This window comes from Pseudacidovorax intermedius, assembly GCF_003350475.1.
GTDB classification, from domain to species: domain Bacteria; phylum Pseudomonadota; class Gammaproteobacteria; order Burkholderiales; family Burkholderiaceae_C; genus Xenophilus; species Xenophilus intermedius.
This window is the reverse complement of the sequence record NZ_QQAV01000001.1, coordinates 1,382,882-1,402,608: the sequence shown is the minus strand read 5'-3', so window position 1 is coordinate 1,402,608 and position 19,727 is coordinate 1,382,882. Positions and strand designations below refer to the sequence as shown.

Below are 19,727 nucleotides of genomic sequence, written 5' to 3'. Positions count from 1 at the left end.
TCACTGCCCCCCGGGCGGCTGATAGGGCTTGGGCATCTCGGGCATGGCCGGCAAGTCGGGCATGGGCGGCACGCCCGGCTTGGCCGGGCCGTCCAGGCCTGCACTGGCGGGGCCGGCCTCCTCGGCGCCGGTCACCGTGTCCCACACGGTCTTGGCCATGCCCACGTCGGAGTTGACGCTCTCGCCCGCCACGACCACGGCCAGCGCACCGGGATTGACGGCGGCTGCGCCGCCTTCGACCGCGCGCAACCGGGCCGTCGTCGCCATGCGGTCCAGGCGGCCGGACAGATCGGTGAGGCCCTGGGCCTTCGCCTCCTTGGCGGCGTCCTCCAGCGCCTTGGCCGCATCCACGTACTGCTTGATCGTGGCGGCCACATCGAACGCACCGCGGATGACCGCGCCAACCCCCATCACGGCCGCCACGATGGCGCCGGCCTGCGACGCGGCCGCGGCGGCTGCCGCGCTCGGCGCGCCCGCCTGCAGGATCTTCATGGGGGAGATGTCCACCCACAGGGCCTCGGTGGTGAGGTTGGGCCCGGCGCTGTTCGCGAGCTTCACCGCGAGCACGTTCTCCATCTGGATGCCCGCGAAGTTCGAGATGCTCATCGCCAGCGCGTTCTCCATGCTCATGCCCATGAAGGTGGAGCGCGCGATGCCGATGTTGGCCTCGCTGTTGGTGCCGATGTAGCCGCTGGAGTTGGCGCCCAGCACCGTGGTGTTGGAGCCCACCGAGGTCGCGTCGATGTTGGCCACCGCCATCGTCGTCACGTTCGAGTTGCTGACGATCTTGACCTCGTTGGCCATGATGGCGTGCTTGCCATTGGTCACGTCGTTGTGGTCGCCGCCGGACTGGATCTTGGTGTTGCCGTTGGTGATGAAGGCCGTGTCCGAGCCCACCGACACCGTGTGGAAGCCGGCAATGCCCACGTCCATGTTGGCGCCGATGGCCGTCTTCTGGAAGCCGCCGATGGCCACGTCCTGGTTGGCCGTGACGATCAGGCCCTGCATGCCCTTGACCGAGGTCTTCTGGCCGGCGTGGTAGATGTTCTCCTGGAAGCCCGCCACCTGCGTGAGCTGCCCGCCGCCGCCGATGGTGTTGACCTGGCGCTGGCCGACGGTGTTCTCCTGCTTCTCGACCACCACCGTGGTCTCGTTGCGGCCGACCTTCGACGTGCGGTCGCGGTCCACCGTCTCGCTCTGGTCGCGGCCCACGCTCACCGAGTCGTCCACCTCCACCGAGGTCGACATGTTGCGCTCGGCATGGATGTTGACCAGCTCGGCGCCCTTCTTGTCCTCGAACATGATCTCGTTGTAGTTCGAGGGGCCGCCGCCGGGCGTGGAGCGCGTCTTGAAGCCGCTCTGCGTGGCGCTGGGATAGGGAATGGGCTGGTCGTCGTTGTAGACGCGGCCCATGATCAGCGGCCGGTCCGGGTCGCCATTGAGGAAGTCGACCACCACCTCCTGCCCGATGCGCGGCGCGAAGTAGCCGCCCCAGCCCTTGCCGGCCCAGGGTTGCGACACGCGGATCCAGCAGGTGGACTTCTCGTTGCTCTCGTCGTAGCGGTCCCAGTGGAAGTGCACCTTGACGCGGCCGAAGGCGTCCACGTCGTGCTCCTTGCCCTGCGCGCCCACCACGATGGCCGACTGCGGCCCGGGCATGCGCACGCGCGGCGTGAGCCGCGGCGGCTTGAAGGTGGTCTCCGCCGGCAGCGCCGTGAGCAGGAACAGGCCCGCCCCGCGCCGCCCGGTGTGCAGCAGCGGCTCCTCCGCCACCAGCCGGCCCAGTGCGTCCAGCACCTGGGCGTTGACGGCGTCGTCGGCCAGCAGCGCCGCCAACAGGCGCCCGGCCGCTCCGTCGCGCGGCGGCGCGTCCATGCCCTCGTAGCCGGGATGCATCAGCACCAGCGTGCAGCCGGCGATCAGGTAGGCGCCATCGCGGGTGCCGTCCGGGTCGCCGCTGAAGTCGAAGCAGCGGCCCACGGCCACGTCGGGCCAGGCCGTCAGCGCCCAGTGCTGCCGCCGCTCGGACACCATCTGGTCGATGCGTGCACCCAGCTTGAGGTTGAGCGCGCCGTTCTCGAAGTAGCCGCCCGGAAACTCGAACACCTCCAGATCGCTCAACTCGTGCTCGCCGGAGGCGTCGGCGTCCGACTTGAGCACCGTGCGGATCTTCTTGAAGTCGCTGTCGCGCGAGGCATAGCGGCCACTGCCCAGCGACTGCGCATCGCACCAACGCAGGATCTCGTCGAAGCGCTCCTCGCCGCCGCCCGTGGCCATGGGCAGCTCGTGCACCACCGGCAGCTTGTCGTGGGCGGTGCCGGCGCCGTCGGCCAGCAGCATGGTGCCCGGCGCGTCGTGCGCGTCGAACCAGTAGTAGATGCCCTCGTCCTCCAGCAGGCGCGAGATGAAGTCGTAGTCGCTCTCCTCGAACTGCACGCAGTAGGTGCGCGGCTTGTGCTCGCCGACCACGCCGCTGGGCTTGGTCTTCTTGAAGCGCTTGATGGCGCTGTCCTCGAAGGTGGCGTCCATCACCTCCAGCACGCTGCGGTCCTGGTGGATGCGGGCGTTGATGCGCTTGGTCAGCAGCCAGAACCAGGAGCGCAGGGTGATGCGGTACTCGAAGTAGCGCCCCACCGCGCCCAGGCGCGCGAAGCGCACCGCATGCCCCTGGCAATGCCGCTCGTGCGTGTTGCCCCCCGGGTCCAGGAACTCCACCACCACGTCGAAGGCATGGCCCAGCACGTCGCGCGCGTCCAGGTCGTTGGCCTTGGAGAGCACCGACAGCTCATAGGCCGCCGGCCGGCTCAGGCCCTCGTGGCCGACCAGGCCCCAGAACATGAGCTCGCCGTTGACGGGCGAGTCGCTTTCGATGCGGAATTCCTGTGTGGCCATGGTGGCGATGTCGGGTGGGTCAGCGACGGCGGGCGGCCACGAGCCAGCCCTGCACGGGCCGGGCGTTCTCGTTGCGCAGATGCACGGAATCGAAGGCCACAGGCTCCATGCCGGCGGCCTCCAGGTCGGCACGCACCGCTGCGCCGTCGTGGCTGTAGCGGCCGTGGGGGTTGAGGATGAAGCCGTCGGACGGGTCACCGGGCAGCGGCCCGTGCAGGTCCGGGTCGACGGCCTCCAGCGTGAAGATGAGCCAGCCGCCAGGACGCAGCACGGTCTGGGCGGCCTCGAACACGGGCGACAGGCGGCCGAAGTAGCACAGGGTGTCGGCCGAGACGATCACGTCGCGGCTGGCCGCTTCGCTCTGCTGCAGAAAGGCGGTGAGCTCGGCCTTGACCAGACGGTGATAGACCTGCCGCGGCTCGGCCCGGGCCAGCATGCCGGCCGAAAGATCCACGCCTTCAAGCGTGCGCGCGAACGGCGCCAGCAAGGGGCCGCACAGGCCCGTGCCGCAGCCGGCATCGAGGATGTCCAGGGCGGCGCGCGGGGCGCCCACACAGGCCGCCAGTTGCCCGGAGACCAGCGACGGTGCGCGGTAGTGCAGCATCGCAAGCTTGGCATCGAAGCTTCCGGCAAAGCCGTCGAACACCTGCTCCACATAGCCGTCGGCCGCGCGCTCGGGCACCTGCTCGCCGGAGCAGGCCGCCAGATGGTGGGCCGCCTCGGCATTGCCGGGCTCTTCGGCCAGCCACGCGCGGTACACCGCCACGGCTTCCTCCAGCCGGCCCAGGTTGAAATAGGCCATGCCCAGCAGGCGCTTGGTCTTCGCATGATGCGGCGCGCGCACGAGCGCCTCGAAGAACATGGCCAGGGCCTGCTCGGGCTGGCCCATCGCCAGCAGCAGGTTGCCGCAGTTCGCATAGGCATCGGACTGCCCGGGCGCCAGCTCGATCGCACGGCGATAGGCCTGCTGCGCCTCGGGGAAGCGGCCCTGCTCCCGCCTCAGCACGCCCAGGTTGTTGTGGAACGCGGACCGCTCGGGCGCCAGCCGCAGCGCCTCTTCATAGGCCTCGGCCGCCTCGTCCAGGCGGGCCCGCTCCAGCAACACGTTGCCCAGGTTGCTGTGCCAGTCGGCCACCGTCGGGTCTGCGGCGATGGAGCGCCGCATCAGGGCCAGTGCTTCGTCGGAGCGGCCCCGCTGGTGCAGCAGCATGCCGAGGAAGTGCAGGGCATTGGCGTCGCCCTCGCCGCTGCCGGCCAGGGCCCGGTAGATGCGCTCGGCCGCGTCCAGGCGGCCCTCGCGATGCAGGCCGATGGCCAGACGCAGCGCCTGCGCCGGGTCGACCTCCAGGGTCGGCGGTCCCGCCGTGGCCTGTGCCGCGGCGGCGGCGACCGCAGCCTTCACGCGCTGCGGCGGCCGTTGCGCGAAGGCGCCAGGAGTTGCGCGGCGATTCATGGCGTGCGTCGGCGCGTGCTGCTGCGCTGCTCCACGTCGACCCGGTACTGTTCGCCGTCCTCGTTCTCGATCAGCAAGGTGCCGTCCGGCTGCAGGCGCATGCTGCGGAAGAACACCCATTGGACGTCGGCCTCGCGTTGGGGATCGGCGGCCTGGCGATACACCGGCAGCGACCACAGCCGCTTGCCGGATGCTTCGTCGATCGCTTCCAGCACACCGCCGACCTGGGACCAGCCCAGGCTGCGCCCATCGGCCGCCTGTGCATAGCGCACGCCGTTGCGCGACACGGGCGGCACCACCGGCGGCGCGATGCGGTCGCCCTGGCCCGCGGGCGCCACGAGGGCAGCATCCGCCTGGGCCGGCGCCGCAGTCGCCGGCGCGGGTGCTGGCGCAGCGGCGGAGGGCCTGGACGCCGCAGCGCCTTCGGCCGGCCGACGGTCGCCGCAGGCGGCCAGGAGGCTGGCCGCCATCAGGACACCCGTCAGCCCGATGCGTGTCACGGCGCGGCCTTCACCGTACGCGTGTCCACATCCACAAGGAAGGCCTGGCCGTCCTCGTTCTCGATGCGCAGCCGTCCCGCCCCGTCGAAGGCCATGGACTGGAAGTACACCCATTGCACGTCGGCCTCCAGCGCCGGATCGGCCTGGTTGCCATAGACGACGAGCGACCACAGGGCCGCGCCCGTTCGTGCATCGGTGGCCTCGAGCACACCGCACTGCTGCGCATGGCCCAGCGCGCGGCCGTCGGCGGCCTGTGCATAGCGCACACCGTCGCGTTCGACGGGAGGAACCTCGGGAGGACCGATGCGGTCACCGGAAGCTTCGAACATCATGGTTTCACCTCGCTTGTGGGATCGGTGGCGGCGGCGCTCATTCCGAGACCTGCACCTTGGTGTAGTCGCCCTTGGTCATCTCGCCGGCGCAGTCCATGCAGAACATGGCCCAGCTGTCGGCGTTGGCCTGTGCCTTGGCGCCGGTGAAGTTGGGATCGGCCGCATCCGGCTTGAGTCCCTTGGCATGGTGGCGGTAGCGGTGGTCCGCGGTCTTGGCCACGCGGTGGCTCAGCTCGTGCACCACGATGCGCGTCCAGTTCTTCAGGCCCTGGAAGGTGTCGTTCTTTCCGAAGAAGGCCCCCTCGACATAGATCACGTCGATCGCCTCATTGGAGAACACGAAGGCATTGGTGCGCCGGGAAGAGTCGCTGCCGCGGTCCTTCGGCATGTCGGCGATCAGCAGGAAGTTGGAGCGGATGGACGCCGCCATGCCCTTGAGGCCTTCGTTCAGCGTGGCCGCGACCGCCTTGAGGTCCTCGTCCTTGGTGTTGGCATCGGCGAACCAGCGCCGCAGGATCGCCATGTGCTTCTTCTTGTCGGGCGAGGTGCACACCACCATGGCCTTCTGGATCCAGCGCAGGCCGTTCTGCGACGACTGACCCAGGTGCTTGCGGTCCTCGGCGCTGAAGTGCGAGCTCTCGTCATTGACGATATGGCCCAGCGCGTCGTAGTCCTTGCCCTTGAGGGCCTCGGCAGGCCAGTCCTTGTAGGCCTCGGGCAGCGAAAGCACCCACAGCTTGTGGCTGCCCGACTTCTTGACCATCCAGAGATGGCGCAGCATTTCCAGGGCCGCGACGCGCTTGGACACGCCCGCGGGAATGGCCTTGCTGCCCGCCGAAGGCAGGCTGGTCACGCCGGCGGCCGTCATCATGGTGGCCACGGGTTTGACGCTCTTCTTGGCACCGGCCTTGACCCGGCTGCGCAGGCTCTCGCAGGCGGCGTACTTGTCGGTGTTGTAGCCCCGGGCCGTGACGACCGCGCGGGAGTCCGAGATGACACTCACCCAGTCTGTCGAGCTGGGGAAGTCGCCGTCCTTCAGGTTCTCGATCAGTTCGCCGTGGCGGGTGGTGTAGAGATCATTGACGGTATAGGGCATGGTCGCCTCTCGAACTCCTGGTGTGGTCGGTGGAAGGGCCGGTGTCAGTCGAACCGGTATGCGAAGTTGTTGTTCTCCACCAGCACCCGGACACCGGTGATCGGCTCGCCCGCCAGCATGCGGTTGAGGAACTCGCGGCTGATGTCGGGCAGCATGGTGTTGGTGAGGATGGCGTCGATCATCCGGCCACCCGATTCGCTCTCGGTGCAGCGGCTGACGACCAGCTTGACCACGTCGTCGCCCACCTCGAACGGGATCTTGTAGCGGGCCTCGACGCGCTTCTTGATGCGGCCCAGCTGCAGCCGCACGATGCTGCCCAGCATCTCGTCCGACAGCGGGTAGTAGGGAATGGTCACCAGCCGGCCCAGCAGCGCGGGCGGGAAGACCTTGAGCAGCGGCTCGCGCAGGGCCTTGGCCATCGACTCGGGGTCGGGCATCAGCTCGGGGTCGCGGCACATGCTGGCGATCAGGTCGGTGCCGGCATTGGTGGTGAGCAGGATGAGCGTGTTCTTGAAGTCGATGGTGCGGCCTTCGCCGTCCTCCATGAAGCCCTTGTCGAAGACCTGGAAGAACAGCTCGTGCACGTCGCTGTGCGCCTTCTCCACCTCGTCGAGCAGCACCACGCTGTAGGGCTTGCGGCGCACGGCCTCGGTCAGCACGCCGCCTTCGCCGTAGCCCACGTAGCCGGGCGGCGCGCCCTTGAGCGAGCTGACGGTGTGCGCCTCCTGGTACTCGCTCATGTTGATGACGATGAGGTTCTGCTCGCCGCCGTACAGCGCCTCGGCCAGCGCCAGGGCGGTCTCGGTCTTGCCGACGCCCGAGGTGCCGGCCAGCATGAACACGCCGATGGGCTTGCTGGGGTTGTCCAGGCCGGCACGGCTGGTCTGGATGCGCTTGGCGATCATCTCCATCGCATGGTCCTGGCCGATCACGCGCTGGCCCAGCAGGGTCGGCAGCTTGAGCACGGTGTCGATCTCGTTGCGCTGCATGCGGCCGACGGGGATGCCCGTCCAGTCGCCCACCACGGCGGCCACGGCCTGGTAGTCCACCGTGGGCAGGATCAGTGGCGACTCGCCCTGCAGCGTGGTGAGTTCGGCCTGCACGTCCTTCAGACGCGCCAGCGCGGCCTCGCGGTCCACGCCCTCGGGCTGCTGCGCCTCGGCGGCGGCCTGGGCCTCCAACGTGCTGCCGGTGCCTTCCACGGGCTGCCCGCCGCTGCGCAGCTTGGCGCGCAATGCCAGCAGCTCGTCCACCAGTGCCTTCTCCTGGCCCCAGCGGCCTTCGAGGTCGCCCAGGCGGTCGCGCTCGGCGGCCAGCTCGGCATTGACTGCCTGCTCGCGCTCGGCCACGTCGATGCCGATGGCCTTCTCGCGGCCGATGATCTGCAGCTCGGTCTCCAGCGACTCGATGCGCTTGCGGCTGTCGTCCACCTCGGCCGGCGTGGCATGCAGGCTCACGGCCACGCGGGCGCAGGCGGTGTCCAGCAGGCTCACGCTCTTGTCGGGCAGCTGGCGCGCCGGGATGTAGCGGTGGCTCAGCTTGACGGCGGCTTCCAGCGCCTCGTCCAGGATCTGCACCTGGTGGTGCTTCTCCATGGTGCTGGCCACGCCGCGCATCATCAGGATGGCCTTGCGCTCGTCGGGTTCGTCGACCTGCACGTTCTGGAAGCGGCGGGTCAGCGCCGGGTCCTTCTCGATGTACTTCTTGTACTCGGCCCAGGTGGTGGCGCCCACGGTGCGCAGCGTGCCGCGCGCCAGGGCGGGCTTGAGCAGGTTGGCCGCGTCGCCGGTGCCGGCCGCGCCGCCGGCACCCACCAGGGTGTGGGTCTCGTCGACGAACAGGATGATGGGCTGCTCGCTGGCCTGCACCTCCTCGATCACCGAACGCAGGCGCTGCTCGAACTCGCCCTTCATGCTGGCACCGGCCTGCAACAGGCCCACGTCCAGAGCCAGCAGCTTCACGTCCTTGAGGGCGGGCGGCACGTCGCCGCGGGCGATGCGTTGGGCAAAGCCCTCGACCACCGCCGTCTTGCCGACGCCGGCCTCACCCACCAGGATGGGGTTGTTCTGGCGCCGGCGCATCAGGATGTCGACCACCTGGCGGATCTCGTCGTCGCGGCCGACGATGGGATCCATCTTGCCGCTGCGGGCCTGCTCGGTGAGGTCGGTGGTGAACTTCTTGAGCGCATCGCCCTTGCCCATCGCGGCGGGCGCGATGGCGCCGCTCTCCTCGCCGGGCGTGCCGCTTCCCATGCCGGTGCCGTCCTGCGCGCGCATCTTCGACTCGGCCGAGGCGTCGCAGATCTTCGCGAAGTTGGCGGCCAGGTCCTCGACCTTGATCTTCTCGAACTGCTTGGACAGCTGCAGCAGGGGGTTGCGCAGGCTCTGGGTCTTGAGCATGCCGACCACGATGTAGCCGGTGCGCACCTGGGCTTCACCGAACTGCAGCGTGGCATAGGTCCAGGCGCGCTCGATGGCGTTCTCGATGTGCGGCGAGAAGTCGCTGATGGCGGTGGCGCCGCGCGGCAGGCGGTCCAGCGCGGCCGTCACGTCCTTGGCCAGCAGCGAGATGTCCAGCCCGTAGTGCTGCACGATGCGGTGCAGGTCGCTCTCCTGGTTCTGCAGCAGCTGGGCGAACCAGTGCTCCAGCTCCACATAAGGATTGCCGCGCATCTTGCAGAAGACCGTCGCGCCTTCGATGGCCTTGTAGGCCAGGGGATTCAGCTTGCCGAAGAGGGCGGTGCGGCTGATTTCACTCATGGGTTTCTCCAGTAGAGACAGAACGAACGGCGGCGCGTGTTTTCACAAGGCCACATGGGCAGGGGCTGCCGCGGGCGCGGCGACGATGGAGGACAGGTGCGACGGACCGGCAATGCGCACGTCCACCGCATGGCGCTCGCGCGGACGGCTGCCGACCCAGCTGGTCCAGCCCAGGCGCGCGCCGCTGCCCAGGCGGGTGGGCGGCACCTCCGAACGCTGCAGCAGCAGGCGGGCGTCCCAGTCCAGCTCGCCGCCCAGGAGCTGCTGCACCCAGCGCACCAGCGGGCCGCGCGCGCTGCCGTTGGGCAGGAAGCGCAGGTACTGCTCGAGGGTGAGCGGACCGAGATGCAGGCAGACCTTGTGCTGCCGGTCCCACACCCGGCGGCCGAGCACGGCGCCCAGGCCCAGCGTGCGCGAGGCGGTGTTGGGATTGCTCGCGCCCAGGCGCGTCAACTCGTCACCGGGCAGCGTCATCCAGTGGCCCACCCAGCGCTCCAGCCGCACCGGCACCTCGAAGAAGCCCGACAGCACCTGCTCCACGCCCTCTGCGCTGTGCACGCGGCGCGCGAGCCAGCCCGAGAAGTGCAGGCGCGCGTCGTCGGGAATGTCATCGCGCCGCTGCCTTGCGGCGCCGCCGATGCCCACCAGCGCGCCCACGCGGCGGCGGAAGGGATCCTCGCCCGGCCGGTCCATGCCGGGCGCGGGCCGCGCCTGCGACCAGGCGCGATAGAACTGCAGCGCGAAGCGGTGCAGGAAGGTGTCGAGGAAGGCCAGCCAGGTGCGATCGCCATGGTTGAGCGCCCGCTCGCGGATGAAGTCCGACAGGTGCACCGGCAGCGGGCCGTTGGGGCCCACGTAGGCAAAGAAATGCTGGCGGATCAGCGGCGGCCGGCCATCGCCCTGCGGCAGCTCGAAGCGGCTGAGCCCGGCGGGCGCGAAGGCCAGCGAGGGTTCCTGCCCCACCCGCACCGGCTCGGCGGACGGCCGCAGCGCATGGCCCCAGCGCGGGGCCGACAGGTCGGTGGCTTCGAGCCGGCGCATCAGCGCGAAGTAGTCATAGGCCCAGGCCTGCTCGGCCCGCTCGGCCAGCAGCTGCGCCGCGCCGACGCGCGCGGAGGTGGGCGCGGGCGCGGCCGGCGAGTCGGGCGCGCCGCTCGTGCTCACAGGATCGGCCGGGTCCCGCACTGCGGCCTCCAGCGCATCAGCTCGCCGCGGCCGGCGGCCTGCAGCACGGTCTCGACGAAATGGTTGACCTCCACATGCCGCGCCAGCCAGCGCGACATGACGGCACCGAACAGGAACACGCTGCCGCCGTGAAAGGCCGAGGGCTCCACCTCCAGCGCCACCTCCAGGCCGCGGCCGAAGGCCAGCGGCCCGGGCAGCGGCAGGCGGCGCACCAGCGCCCGCGTGCGCACCGAGAGCAGCCCGCGCACCTGCGCCTGGCGCGCCTCGTCCGCATGGGAGGCATACAGCTGCAGCATCTCGCGCAGCGCCGCCGCGCCCTGCTGCGGCGAGCTGTCGGCCAGCGAGAGGTAGTTGAGCGCCAGATGGTCGATCACCTTCCAGCCCAGGCCGTCCTGCACCACCGGCGAGACCGGCCGCGAGGGCGCGCGCAGCATGCGCACGCGCCTGACCGGAAAGGCCTCCATGCAGTCGAAGTCGTTGTCGCGGCCCTGAGGCAGCAGCAGCGGCAGGTCGCGGTTGGTGACGAGCGCCGAGACCGCCAGCTGCCGCAGCTGCGTCGGAAAGGGCGCCTGCTGCGGATCGACGATCTGCAGGTAGACCTCCGAGCCGATGTGGCTGCTGCGATGGCCCTCGCTGCGCTGGCGCGCGGACAGCAGTCGCGGCTCGCGCGTGGTCGTGTAGTAGGCCGGATGCACATGGCGGCTGCCGTGGAAGGCCGCGTAGAAGGGCAGGAAGCGCTGCTCCTGCACGCCCTCGCCCTGCACCGTGCCGCTGTGGCCGATGACCTCGGTCACCGAATGCACCTCGAAGTCCTGCGGCCGGGTGCGGTCGGGCAGCAGGTGGAACTGGCTCACGCCCTCGCCCACCTGCACGCGGTCCAGCCGCTTGGGAAAGAGGTTGACGACCGGCACGCAGTGCAGCCGGACGTTGTCGGGGCCCACCAGCTTCTCCAGCGCCGCATCGCCGCGTGAGAACAGGATCACCACTTCGACCTCGGTCACCGGCATGGTGGCCAGCAGCGGCGCCAGCCCGGTGAGCCGCGCGAAGCGGAATCGCTCGGGGCAGGCGAAGTACTCCTGCACCAGCCGGAAGCCCGAGAAGCCGGTATTGGTGACCGGCAGCAACGCTTCGTCGTCGTCGAAGCCGCACTCCTGCACGGTGCTGCCGGGCAGCTCGCGCAAGCCAGCGCCACTGGCGCCGCCCGCACCCAGGGGCCGCAGCCACACGGCCACCGGCCGGTTGAGCACGCATTCATGCAGCTGCCAGGCCACGTCGTCCGCGCCGCCGAAGTGCAGCGACAGCTCGTCCATGGGGATCTGGCCGAAGTTCAGTCCGGCGGTGGCCTGCAGCGTGAAGCGCAGGCCGCCACGGATCTCGCGCGCGCGCGGATGCCGCGCGAGCGGCAGGTCGGGCGCATAGCTGAAGTACTGCGCCTGCGTGAGCGACACGGGCCACACGCGCAGGTCCTGGCCGGTGCGGAATTCGCAGTGCGTGTTCTGTCCGCCGGCCGCCCTGGCGCGCAGCGCACTGCCGCGCGGCAGCACCGGACCGCGGGCCAGATTGGCGTCTTCCAGTTCAACATCGAAGGCACACACCGTCATGGCCGGCGTGGGCGCCAGGAAGTGCGGATGGACGATGTCGAGCAGGTGGCCGGTGAAGCGCGGATAGTCGGCGTCGAGCTTGAGGTTGACCCGCGCGGCCAGGAAGGCCGTGGCCTCGATCAGCCGCTCCACATAGGGGTCGGCGACCTCCTGGCCTTCGAGGCCGAGGCGGTGGGCGATCTTCGGAAAGGTGCGTGCGAACTCCGACGTGCTCTCGCGGAAGTAGCGCAGCTCCTGCTCGTACAGGTTCAGCAGCCGGGGGTCCATGGTGTGCCCTCAGCGCGGTGGCGTGGCCTGCTCGATGTCGACGCGCCCTTCTTCCAGGTCGATGCGGCTTCGCATCAGGAACTCCAGCGGCACCGGCTGCGCCCACAGCATGCCGCGGATCTGCAGACCGACGCGGTTGTGGGAGTCCAGGGCGGAGCCTTCCATGACGAGTTCAACTTCCAGGGTGCGGGGCAGGATGCGGGGCTCGAACTGCAGGATCGCGTTCTTGAGCGCCTGTTCCATGCTGACACGCTGGATCGACGAGGTGAACTGGCCGGACAGCATAGGCAATCCGTAGTTCAGCACCGAGCGGGCCGCCTGCGGATGGCGGCGCTCGTCCAGGCCCCGCAATTCGCCGGTGGCATTGAAGAGCCACGCCAGGTCGCGCAGCACCGCGGCGCGCAGCGCCTGGCGGGTGAGCGTGCGCTGGTCGTCGCCCTCGCGCTCGCGGCCGGGCTCCAGGTCCACCAGCCGGTCGAGCAGCGAAGGCTGCAGGCGCTCCTGCGCACTCGCGATGTCGCGCGGCTCAGCCACCGGCGGCGCTGTCCTGGGTGGCGTCCTGGGCGTCGCCCTGGCCGGCCTCGGCCGCACCGGCGTCCATCACGACGTCGAACACGATCTCGCGCACGTCCATCAGCGCATGCTCGCCTTCATCGCTGCTGAAGCTGCGCTGGCCCAGGCCCGTCCACACCTCGGGCGCGCGCTCCTGCCATTCGGTCTTGCGCGCCAGTTGCAGCGCGCCGTCGCTGCTGGCCTGGCTGCCGTCGTAGCGCGTGGGGATCAGGGCCAGCGCCTCGCCGCCATTGGCGAAGGTCAGGTGCGCCGGCATCCACACGGCATCGCGCAGGTCCTCGGGCGCCTCGATCTTGACGGCCGCCAGGCGCGAGAAGGGCACCCAGTAGTAGCGGCCGTTGACGAAGGCCTCCAGCACCGGGCCCAGTCGCATGTCGCCGTCGGCCAGCCATTCGAAGGGCTGGCCGTCGAGCGTGCCCGAGGTGGCGGGGGCCGCGTCGAAGGCGCGCTCGCGCAGCTGCTCGCCGGCCGCGGCATCGCCCGCGCCGATGCGCAGCAGCGATTCCACCAGCAGCGCCAGCCATTCGTCGGGCTGGCCGAAGATCATGGGCGTGCGCTTGCCCGCGAACACCTCCGCGCGCAGGCCTTCGCAGCGGATGGCCTCGCCGTACATCTGCTTCATGGGGATGGCGGCGGCGTCCATCTCGGCCGCGACGCTGAGCTGGTTCAGCGCCCGCTCCCACTGGCCCAGCACGCACAGCAGCTGGGCCAGGAAGACACGCAGCTTCATGTCGGCCGGCCTGGCGCGCACCTGCGCGGTGAGGGCGGCCAGGGCGCCGGCGGGGTCATGGGCGGCCAGCAGTTCTTCGGGGGTGCTCATTCGGGGCTCCTTGGTGGACGGGGTCGGGGACAGTCAGCCCAGTTCGGCCATGCGCACGGCGCCGCGGCGCCCGTCGTTGAGCTGCGGGGCGGAGGCGATGCTCAGCTTGCGGTAGGCGAAGGCCAGGATCTCGCACGGGTAGCCCGCGCTGCCGCCGGTCACCAGCACGTAGTTGGCCAGGCGGGCGTCGCTGAGCGCGATCTCCAGCGTCGATTCCTGCTCCTTCGAGGAGTCGCCGGACGCCTTGAAGCAAGACAGCACGACCTTGGCATCGCTGGCCTGCGACTTGATCAGGTTGGCGATGGAGGCCGTGGCCGCGTCGCAGCGACGCACGATCAGCATGGCGTTCATGCTCAGCTTGGACTTGGTGCCGCCCGGCGCCGCATCGGCACGCACGGCGCTGAAGTAGCCCAGCACCGCCATGCGCTTCTTGCCATCGGCGAAGGGCCGGGTGGATTCGCCTTCGATCTGCGCGCCCTTGCTTTCGAGGGTCATGACGACGTCGATGTTGTCGCTGCGGTTGAGCGAGAGTTCGAGCATGCGCAGCGCCTCGTCGGCGTCGATCTGCTGGTCCTGGTTGAATGACATGGGGTTCCTCGTCGTCTTGGATGGGAGATGGACACGGTCAGGGCGCCCGGGCCGCGCCCCAGCGCACGGCCACGGCCAGCACCTGCCGCTCGCGGTCGGGCCGCGCCTGGCCGCGCACGCGCAGGTCCGCCAGCGGGGCGGCGCCCGACAGGCCGAAGAGGCGCGGCGCGCTCTGCGGCAGCGCGGGGCTGGCCACCACCAGCAGCCGGCCGGCCGCGCCCGCGGGCAGGTCGAAGCGCTTCATGGCGGGCGATTGCGGCTGGCCGCGCTCGAAGCGGTTGGCCTCGCCGGCCTCGCCCGGGTAGACGGACCACAGGCCGCCCTGGGCGTCCAGGGCCAGCACGGCCAGGTCCAGCGAATGGCCGCTGGCGTTGCGCACCAGCAGGCGCAGGCGCTGGCCCTCGGCAGGCGCGACCACGCTGTCCACCGGCAGGGGCCGGCTGGCCACCAGGCGCTCGCCGTCCCAGGTCTCGATGGCCAGGTCCAGCCCGTCCACGCGGCGGCCGTCGGCCAGTTGCTGCAGCCGCTCGAACCACTTGAGCTGGGCCATGAGCTCCAGCCGCCGGCGCACGGCGGCGTCGCTGGTCAGCGGTGGCGGCGCGGGCACGGCGCCGGTCCAGCGCGCCGCATCGGCCGAAAGCGGAGACAGCCGCTGGCCCGCGCGGCCGGCCGGCGCCCACAGCAGGTCGGCGTCGCCATCGACCGACTCGATGGCGGCCGGATAGTCCAGGCTGATGCCGGCAGGCAGCGCCCGGTCGGTGCGCACGCGCAGCACCAGCGAGGACGGCGGCTCCACCGGCGCCACGCTCCACAGCGCGCCGCCGGCGGCGTCCTGCAGGCTGTCGGGCACGGCCAGGCGCGATTGGGACAGCGTGCTCTCCTGCAGTCGCGCCGTGGCGCTGCGTGCGCTGCCGTCGGGCAGCACGGCGCTCACCGTGACCGCCTGCTGCGCCTCCAGCCCGTCGAGCAGGCCGGCGTCCAGCGACAGGCTCGCGCCGGTGCGCTGGGCAGGCCAGGCCGGCTGGGTGCTGCGCGGGCGGGTGCTGTTGTCGAAGAGGGGCAGGTCCAGGCTGCCCTCAGCCACCGGCGAGGGCAGCTCGCGCTGCGGAAAGCGCTGCTCCAGCTCGTCGATGACCGGCGGATAGGCCGCCAGCGCGTCGTTGAAGAGTTCGCGCCAGGTGGCGGGACGGCGCTGCAGGCCCTGGGCGAGGGCCCAGGTGAGCAGTCCGTGCGGACGGGCCTGCCGATCGCCGCGCGGCAGGCGCAGCTCGGGCGTGACCTGGTGGCTCTCCGAAGCGAAGAAGGCCACGTAACGGGCACGCGGCACGGCGGCGGTAGCCGGCGCGGCGGGCAGAGGGGGGACCGCGGCGCCATCGCCGCCGGTCAGCTGTTCGGGTCGCACGCCGCGCCAGCGCACCTCGTCGTCCGGCGGGCCGGGGTCGGGGGTGTCGATGGCACGGGTGCTGCGCGTCATGGAGGCGGCCGAACAGGTGTCGAACACCGCCCACACGAAGACGCCACGCGAGAGGAAGGCCTGGATCCAGCCGTCCACGTCGACGTCGCGCACGCCGCCGTTCAGAGCGCGGCCCCCGCCGATGGTTCCCCGCACGTCGCGCGCCAGGAAGTTCTCGGCCAGGCCGTCGGGCTCCTGGTAGCGCTTGGCCGTGTCGCGCAGTCGCGTGCCGTGGCCCGAGAAGTACAGCAGCACGAAGTCGCCCTGGCCCGAGCGGGCCAGCAGTTGCTGCAGCGCCTGGCCGATGGCCCGGCTGTCGGGCGGCTGCGCGCCGGGCACGCCGTCGGCGAGCGTGGCGATGTCGGCCGGCGCAAAGCCCTGCTGCTGCAGCACCTCGCGCATCAAGAGCACGTCGTTGCGCGGGGCCTGCAGCCACAGGTTCTGCGGCTGGAAGGGCAGCTCCGAGACGCCCACCAGCAACGCGCGCTGCACGGCCGCGGCCGGCAGGGCGGCCAGCGCGAGCAGCAGCAACAGGGCGAGTCGGCGCATGGGGACGGCTTTCAAGGCAGCTCGACCGCGTCCACCAGCGGCGAGGAACGCAACACCGCCAGCCCGTCCTGCGGCTGCAGCAGCCGCAGCGACCAGCGGCCCTGCCCGTCCGGCCCGGCGACGGCCTGGGCACCGGCCGTCTGCAGCAGGCGGGCGGCATCGGCCATGTCGGTGCCGGGCTTCCAGCGCACCCGCGCGTCGACCTGCGGCGCGGCGGGCGCGGTGGGCGGCGCATCGCGCAGGCGCATGGCGTCGTCGTCGCCGCCGTGCAGGGCGGGCAGCAGGCCGGCGTTCTGCACCACGAGCACCAGCGCCAGCACGGCCAGCGCCGGGCCCCAGGTGCCGCGGAAGCCGCCTGCGCCACCGCCCAGGCGGCGCAGGAAGCGGCCGAGCGGGCCGGCGTCGTCCTCGCGGCCGCCGCTGCGTGCCTGGCCGCCCGCCGGCGACGCCGCGGAACGCGCCTGCGTGCGCCCCGCCAGCCCGGCCGGCGCCGCCGACTGCGCCAGCCGCCGCGCGGCCTGCTGGTAGAGCCCCTGGTAGTCGGCCCGCGGATCGCCCTCGTCCGCCAGCGGCGTGCCGGTGAGCACCGTGAAGCAGCCGGCCACGCCGCGCAAGGCGATCTGCCCCGGCGCGGGCGGGGTGGCGGGCACGGCGCCCGCAGGGGCGCCCACGCGCTGCGCGGCCCATTCGTCGGCCACGGCGCGCACGGCCGCCAGCCGGGTGGCCGAGAGCTCGCCCAGCACGCGCGCGCACAGCTGCGGCGCGGGCACCAGCGTGACCGGGTTCCAGGCCTGCACCACGCCGAACAGCGGCTCGAAGGGCTCGTCCTGCGGCTCCAGCAGCACGTCCCAGGCGCCGGCCCAGTCGGCCTCGCCCGCGGCCAGCCAGCCCTGCCAGCGGCCGTCGGGCAGCAGGCGGTCGAGCAGCACGCCCAGCATGCGCCCGTCGCACAGCACGGAGAGCAACCGCCCGGGCGCCCAGCGCGCGCCGAAGCCGCGGGCGGCCAGGGCTTCGCGGCGGCGGGCCAGCTCGGTCAGCGGCAGCAGCAGGTCGGCCGGGGCGCCTGCTTCGGCAGCGGCAGGTTCGCCCTCGCGCGCCGGGCCCGCGGCGGGGCGGCGCGCCGGCGGGCCTTCCAGCGTGCTGCGGATGTGGGCCAGCGGGGGCCAGAGGTCGAGGGGGCGCATGGCATCCGTCCTGATGGTCTATGTCGTCAGGAGGAGGACGCCTCAGCACCCAGGATTTCGAAAGCCGCCCCGATCGCGTCCATGTTGCCGGGCTCGATGGCGATGCCCAGCGTCTGCGTGATCCAGCCGCCCAGCAGGGTGCGACCATAGTCCGCCGGCAGCGATTCGCGCCGGTGCACCAGGCCCAGCCGGCCGGCGCGGTAGTGGTAGGAGGCGATGGCATGGCGCGCGGCCACGCCCGACAGGGGCGCCTCGCGGCCGAAACCTTCGCACAGCAGCAGGCGCTCGGGCTCGCCCAGGCCGGCGATGAAGCGGCGCGCCGCCTCGGCCACGCCGGCCATGCTCAGGCCGTGTTCGGCCAGGCAGCCGGCGGTGTCGCCCGCGGCGCCGCGATGGCCGCGCAGGTGGGCATCGAGCTGCTCGTCGCTCACCTCCTCGCCCAGCGAGAGCTTGCGGCGGAAGCTGGTGGCCCGCGTGCAGTCGATCAGGTAGCGGCGGAAGTAGGCACACAGGGCGAAGGCGGTCGACGGCGCGCTGTGCGCGGCACGGTCGGTGGCACCCCCGGCGCCCTCCTCCTCGCCCTCTTCCGGGTCGGCGTCGAGCCGCAGCACCTTGAGGTAGATGAACTGCGCCACCAGCTCCTGCCGGCCCTCGCCCAGGGCCTTGAGCTCGGGCGGATGGCAGTCGCCCAGCGCCGTGCCGACGATGCCGTACATGCGCCCCATCTCGTGCGGCGCCAGCGTCTGCCGGCGACGCCACAGGCGCACCAGCTCCGCGCTGTCTTCGGACGAGAGGGTGTTCTGCATGGCCTACTGGTCATCCGCGCAGGTGTCGTCGTCCGGCACCACGCAGTTCGCCAGGCTGGCGCCGCGCGTGCGCACCGAGCCGCCGCCCGTCGTCGCCGCAGCCACCGTCAGGCCGCGCGGCAGCAGCAGCCAGAGCTGGCCGCGCTCCTTCATGCGGCGCGCCTGGTTGGCGGCCTGGCGGCCGTTGCCGAAGAAGTAGTCGGCCCGCACCGCGCCGCGGATGGCACCGCCGGTGTCCTGCGCGATGGTCAGGCGCTGCATGGGCGTGCCCGTGCCCGGCTGGCGCGTGGAGACGAAGACTGGAAAGCCCAGCGGCGCGCTGCGTGGATCGACCGCGATGGAGCGGCCCGGCTGCAGCGGCACGCCCAGGGCACCCACCGGGCCATCGGCGCTGGTGGGCACTTCCTTGAAGAAGACGTAGCTCGGATCCTGGATGCCCGTGCCGGTGGCCGCCGCGGCAGGCGTGCGCTGGCCGGGCACGGCCACCGGGCCGCTGCGTGCCGGCAGGGCGAGCGCGAAGCCGCGCGTGCGCACGGTGCTGGTGTCGGTCTCGTCGGCATCGTCGTCGTCCACCTCCAGCTCGACGGCCGAGCCGCGGGTGCGCACGGCCGTCTTGGCCTTGCCGTTGGCCGCCTTGGCCAGCGTGGGCCGGAAGGGCTGGCCGTTCTGCTCGGCATAGCCCACGCGCACGGTCTGGCCGTCGGGCAGGCGGATGCGGCCGGAGCCCTGCACCTGCATCTCGTACAGCTCGGTGGCGCTGCGCACGAAGGCCAACACCTTGGCATTGGGCACGCCCAGGCGCTCGATCTCGGCCCGCGTGTAGTAGGGCACCAGCTGGCGACCCTCGACGCGCAGGCGGGCCTTGCGGTCGACCGTGTCGCGCACGATCTGCGACAGGTCCAGCGCGTACAGGCCCGGCGCGCCCATGTCGCGCGTGGACAGCCCCGTCTGCACCACCACGTTGCGGCCGTTCAGCCGCGCCGCCACGGTGCCGTTGCCGGCGGGCAGGCGCCGCGTGTCGAGGAAGAGCATGTCCTCCGGCTGCGCATAGACCGGGTAGATGAAGGGCGGCGAGTAGCTGCGGTTGCCCTCGATCTCGGGCTCGAAGTAGCCGGTGACCACGCCGTCGGGCCGGCGGTCGTCGTCGCGGATCTGGTAGGCCGCGAATTCGCTTTCGTAGAAGCTGCGGATGGCCGGGTTGCTGGCGCCGTCCACCTGGCGTGCGCGCGCGCACACCTGCTGCCACTGCTGGCCGCGGCGCACCAGCACCTTGCAGCTGTCGAGGAAGGCCGACCAGCTGTCGACGAAGTCGTCGCGCTGCCAGCCGGGCACCACGTCGAAGGGCGTGGCGGTGTAGGTGGCCAGCTGGGTCGAGAAGGTGCGCGCCTGACCGGCCACGCTGCCGCCGGTGCGCGGCGGCGGCGCCGGCACGGCCACGGGCGGCGGTGCCGGCGGGGCCAGCACGATGGGCGGCTGCGGCGCCGCCACCGGCGCGGGTGGGGGCGGTGGCGGAGGGGGCGGCGTGGCACAGCCGGCCGCCAGCAGCGCCGCCAGCGTCAGCGCGGCGGTGCCGGCCAGGGACGCGGCACGGGGGCCGCCGCCAGGCGCGCGCGCCTCACGGGACGGGGGAATCGGGGCCAGGGCTTGCATGGATCACTCCTTCGGTTCA

15 protein-coding genes are annotated in these 19,727 nt (G+C 71.6%); all 15 read right to left on the bottom strand.

What is annotated here, in order from left to right; all coding sequences use genetic code 11:
• Genes DFR41_RS06210 through mltA form a run of 15 tightly spaced genes read right to left on the bottom strand, consistent with a single transcriptional unit; the run spans nucleotide 1 to nucleotide 19,708 of the window.
• Nucleotides 1-2,892 carry a type VI secretion system Vgr family protein gene (locus tag DFR41_RS06210; RefSeq protein ID WP_114802055.1) on the bottom strand — a complete coding sequence of 964 codons (2,892 nt, stop codon included), beginning with the start codon at nucleotides 2,890-2,892 and terminating at the stop codon, nucleotides 1-3.
• A gap of 19 nt (nucleotides 2,893-2,911) precedes the next feature.
• Entirely contained in the window at nucleotides 2,912-4,345 is a 1,434-nt protein-coding gene (locus tag DFR41_RS06205; protein WP_170159318.1) for a tetratricopeptide repeat protein, read from the bottom strand.
• Nucleotides 4,342-4,845, bottom strand: coding sequence for a hypothetical protein (locus DFR41_RS27660; RefSeq protein WP_170159317.1), 504 nt, complete (start codon nucleotides 4,843-4,845; stop codon nucleotides 4,342-4,344). The genes DFR41_RS06205 and DFR41_RS27660 overlap by 4 nt, the downstream gene beginning before the upstream one ends.
• On the bottom strand, nucleotides 4,842-5,177 hold the full coding sequence (locus DFR41_RS06200) for a hypothetical protein (RefSeq protein WP_017758253.1): 336 nt from the start codon (nucleotides 5,175-5,177) through the stop codon (nucleotides 4,842-4,844). Before DFR41_RS06200 ends, DFR41_RS27660 begins: the two co-directional genes overlap by 4 nt.
• Before the next feature lie 37 nt (nucleotides 5,178-5,214).
• Nucleotides 5,215-6,273, bottom strand: coding sequence for a M35 family metallo-endopeptidase (locus DFR41_RS06195; protein WP_114802053.1), 1,059 nt, complete (start codon nucleotides 6,271-6,273; stop codon nucleotides 5,215-5,217).
• A 44-nt stretch (nucleotides 6,274-6,317) separates the two neighbouring features.
• Nucleotides 6,318-9,032: a type VI secretion system ATPase TssH gene (tssH, locus tag DFR41_RS06190; RefSeq protein WP_114802052.1), complete on the bottom strand. Its 2,715-nt coding sequence runs from the start codon at nucleotides 9,030-9,032 to the stop codon at nucleotides 6,318-6,320.
• Nucleotides 9,033-9,074: 42 nt separating this feature from the next.
• Nucleotides 9,075-10,196: a type VI secretion system baseplate subunit TssG gene (gene tssG, locus DFR41_RS06185; RefSeq protein ID WP_244917663.1), complete on the bottom strand. Its 1,122-nt coding sequence runs from the start codon at nucleotides 10,194-10,196 to the stop codon at nucleotides 9,075-9,077.
• Nucleotides 10,193-12,085 (bottom strand): type VI secretion system baseplate subunit TssF, encoded by a 1,893-nt coding sequence (gene tssF, locus DFR41_RS06180; RefSeq protein ID WP_114802051.1) that lies wholly within the window; start codon nucleotides 12,083-12,085, stop codon nucleotides 10,193-10,195. Before tssF ends, tssG begins: the two co-directional genes overlap by 4 nt.
• A 9-nt stretch (nucleotides 12,086-12,094) precedes the next feature.
• On the bottom strand, nucleotides 12,095-12,619 hold the full coding sequence (gene tssE, locus DFR41_RS06175; protein WP_244917662.1) for a type VI secretion system baseplate subunit TssE: 525 nt from the start codon (nucleotides 12,617-12,619) through the stop codon (nucleotides 12,095-12,097).
• Nucleotides 12,612-13,478 carry a type VI secretion system accessory protein TagJ gene (locus tag DFR41_RS06170; protein ID WP_017762179.1) on the bottom strand — a complete coding sequence of 289 codons (867 nt, stop codon included), beginning with the start codon at nucleotides 13,476-13,478 and terminating at the stop codon, nucleotides 12,612-12,614. Before DFR41_RS06170 ends, tssE begins: the two co-directional genes overlap by 8 nt.
• A gap of 33 nt (nucleotides 13,479-13,511) precedes the next feature.
• Entirely contained in the window at nucleotides 13,512-14,066 is a 555-nt protein-coding gene (locus DFR41_RS06165) for a type VI secretion system tube protein Hcp (RefSeq protein ID WP_017762180.1), read from the bottom strand.
• A gap of 37 nt (nucleotides 14,067-14,103) precedes the next feature.
• A complete protein-coding gene (locus DFR41_RS06160) occupies nucleotides 14,104-16,068 on the bottom strand; it encodes a caspase family protein (RefSeq protein WP_114802050.1) in 1,965 nt (654 codons plus the stop codon).
• Nucleotides 16,069-16,079: 11 nt separating this feature from the next.
• Nucleotides 16,080-17,252: a hypothetical protein gene (locus tag DFR41_RS06155; protein ID WP_114802049.1), complete on the bottom strand. Its 1,173-nt coding sequence runs from the start codon at nucleotides 17,250-17,252 to the stop codon at nucleotides 16,080-16,082.
• Nucleotides 17,253-17,278: 26 nt separating this feature from the next.
• Nucleotides 17,279-18,058: a hypothetical protein gene (locus DFR41_RS06150; protein ID WP_114802048.1), complete on the bottom strand. Its 780-nt coding sequence runs from the start codon at nucleotides 18,056-18,058 to the stop codon at nucleotides 17,279-17,281.
• A gap of 3 nt (nucleotides 18,059-18,061) precedes the next feature.
• On the bottom strand, nucleotides 18,062-19,708 hold the full coding sequence (gene mltA, locus DFR41_RS06145) for a murein transglycosylase A (protein ID WP_114802047.1): 1,647 nt from the start codon (nucleotides 19,706-19,708) through the stop codon (nucleotides 18,062-18,064).
• Nucleotides 19,709-19,727 lie beyond the last annotated feature (19 nt).

Bases quoted from the DNA above. Each gene is read 5' to 3' on its own strand.
- DFR41_RS06210 (WP_114802055.1), bottom strand. From the start codon at position 2,892: ATGGCCACACAGGAATTCCGCATCGAAAGCGACTCGCCCGTCAACGGC.
- DFR41_RS06205 (WP_170159318.1), bottom strand. From the start codon at position 4,345: ATGAATCGCCGCGCAACTCCTGGCGCCTTCGCGCAACGGCCGCCGCAG.
- DFR41_RS06200 (WP_017758253.1), bottom strand. From the start codon at position 5,177: ATGATGTTCGAAGCTTCCGGTGACCGCATCGGTCCTCCCGAGGTTCCT.
- DFR41_RS06195 (WP_114802053.1), bottom strand. From the start codon at position 6,273: ATGCCCTATACCGTCAATGATCTCTACACCACCCGCCACGGCGAACTG.
- tssH (WP_114802052.1), bottom strand. From the start codon at position 9,032: ATGAGTGAAATCAGCCGCACCGCCCTCTTCGGCAAGCTGAATCCCCTG.
- tssF (WP_114802051.1), bottom strand. From the start codon at position 12,085: ATGGACCCCCGGCTGCTGAACCTGTACGAGCAGGAGCTGCGCTACTTC.
- DFR41_RS06170 (WP_017762179.1), bottom strand. From the start codon at position 13,478: ATGAGCACCCCCGAAGAACTGCTGGCCGCCCATGACCCCGCCGGCGCC.
- DFR41_RS06165 (WP_017762180.1), bottom strand. From the start codon at position 14,066: ATGTCATTCAACCAGGACCAGCAGATCGACGCCGACGAGGCGCTGCGC.
- DFR41_RS06160 (WP_114802050.1), bottom strand. From the start codon at position 16,068: ATGCGCCGACTCGCCCTGTTGCTGCTGCTCGCGCTGGCCGCCCTGCCG.
- DFR41_RS06155 (WP_114802049.1), bottom strand. From the start codon at position 17,252: ATGCGCCCCCTCGACCTCTGGCCCCCGCTGGCCCACATCCGCAGCACG.
- DFR41_RS06150 (WP_114802048.1), bottom strand. From the start codon at position 18,058: ATGCAGAACACCCTCTCGTCCGAAGACAGCGCGGAGCTGGTGCGCCTG.
- mltA (WP_114802047.1), bottom strand. From the start codon at position 19,708: ATGCAAGCCCTGGCCCCGATTCCCCCGTCCCGTGAGGCGCGCGCGCCT.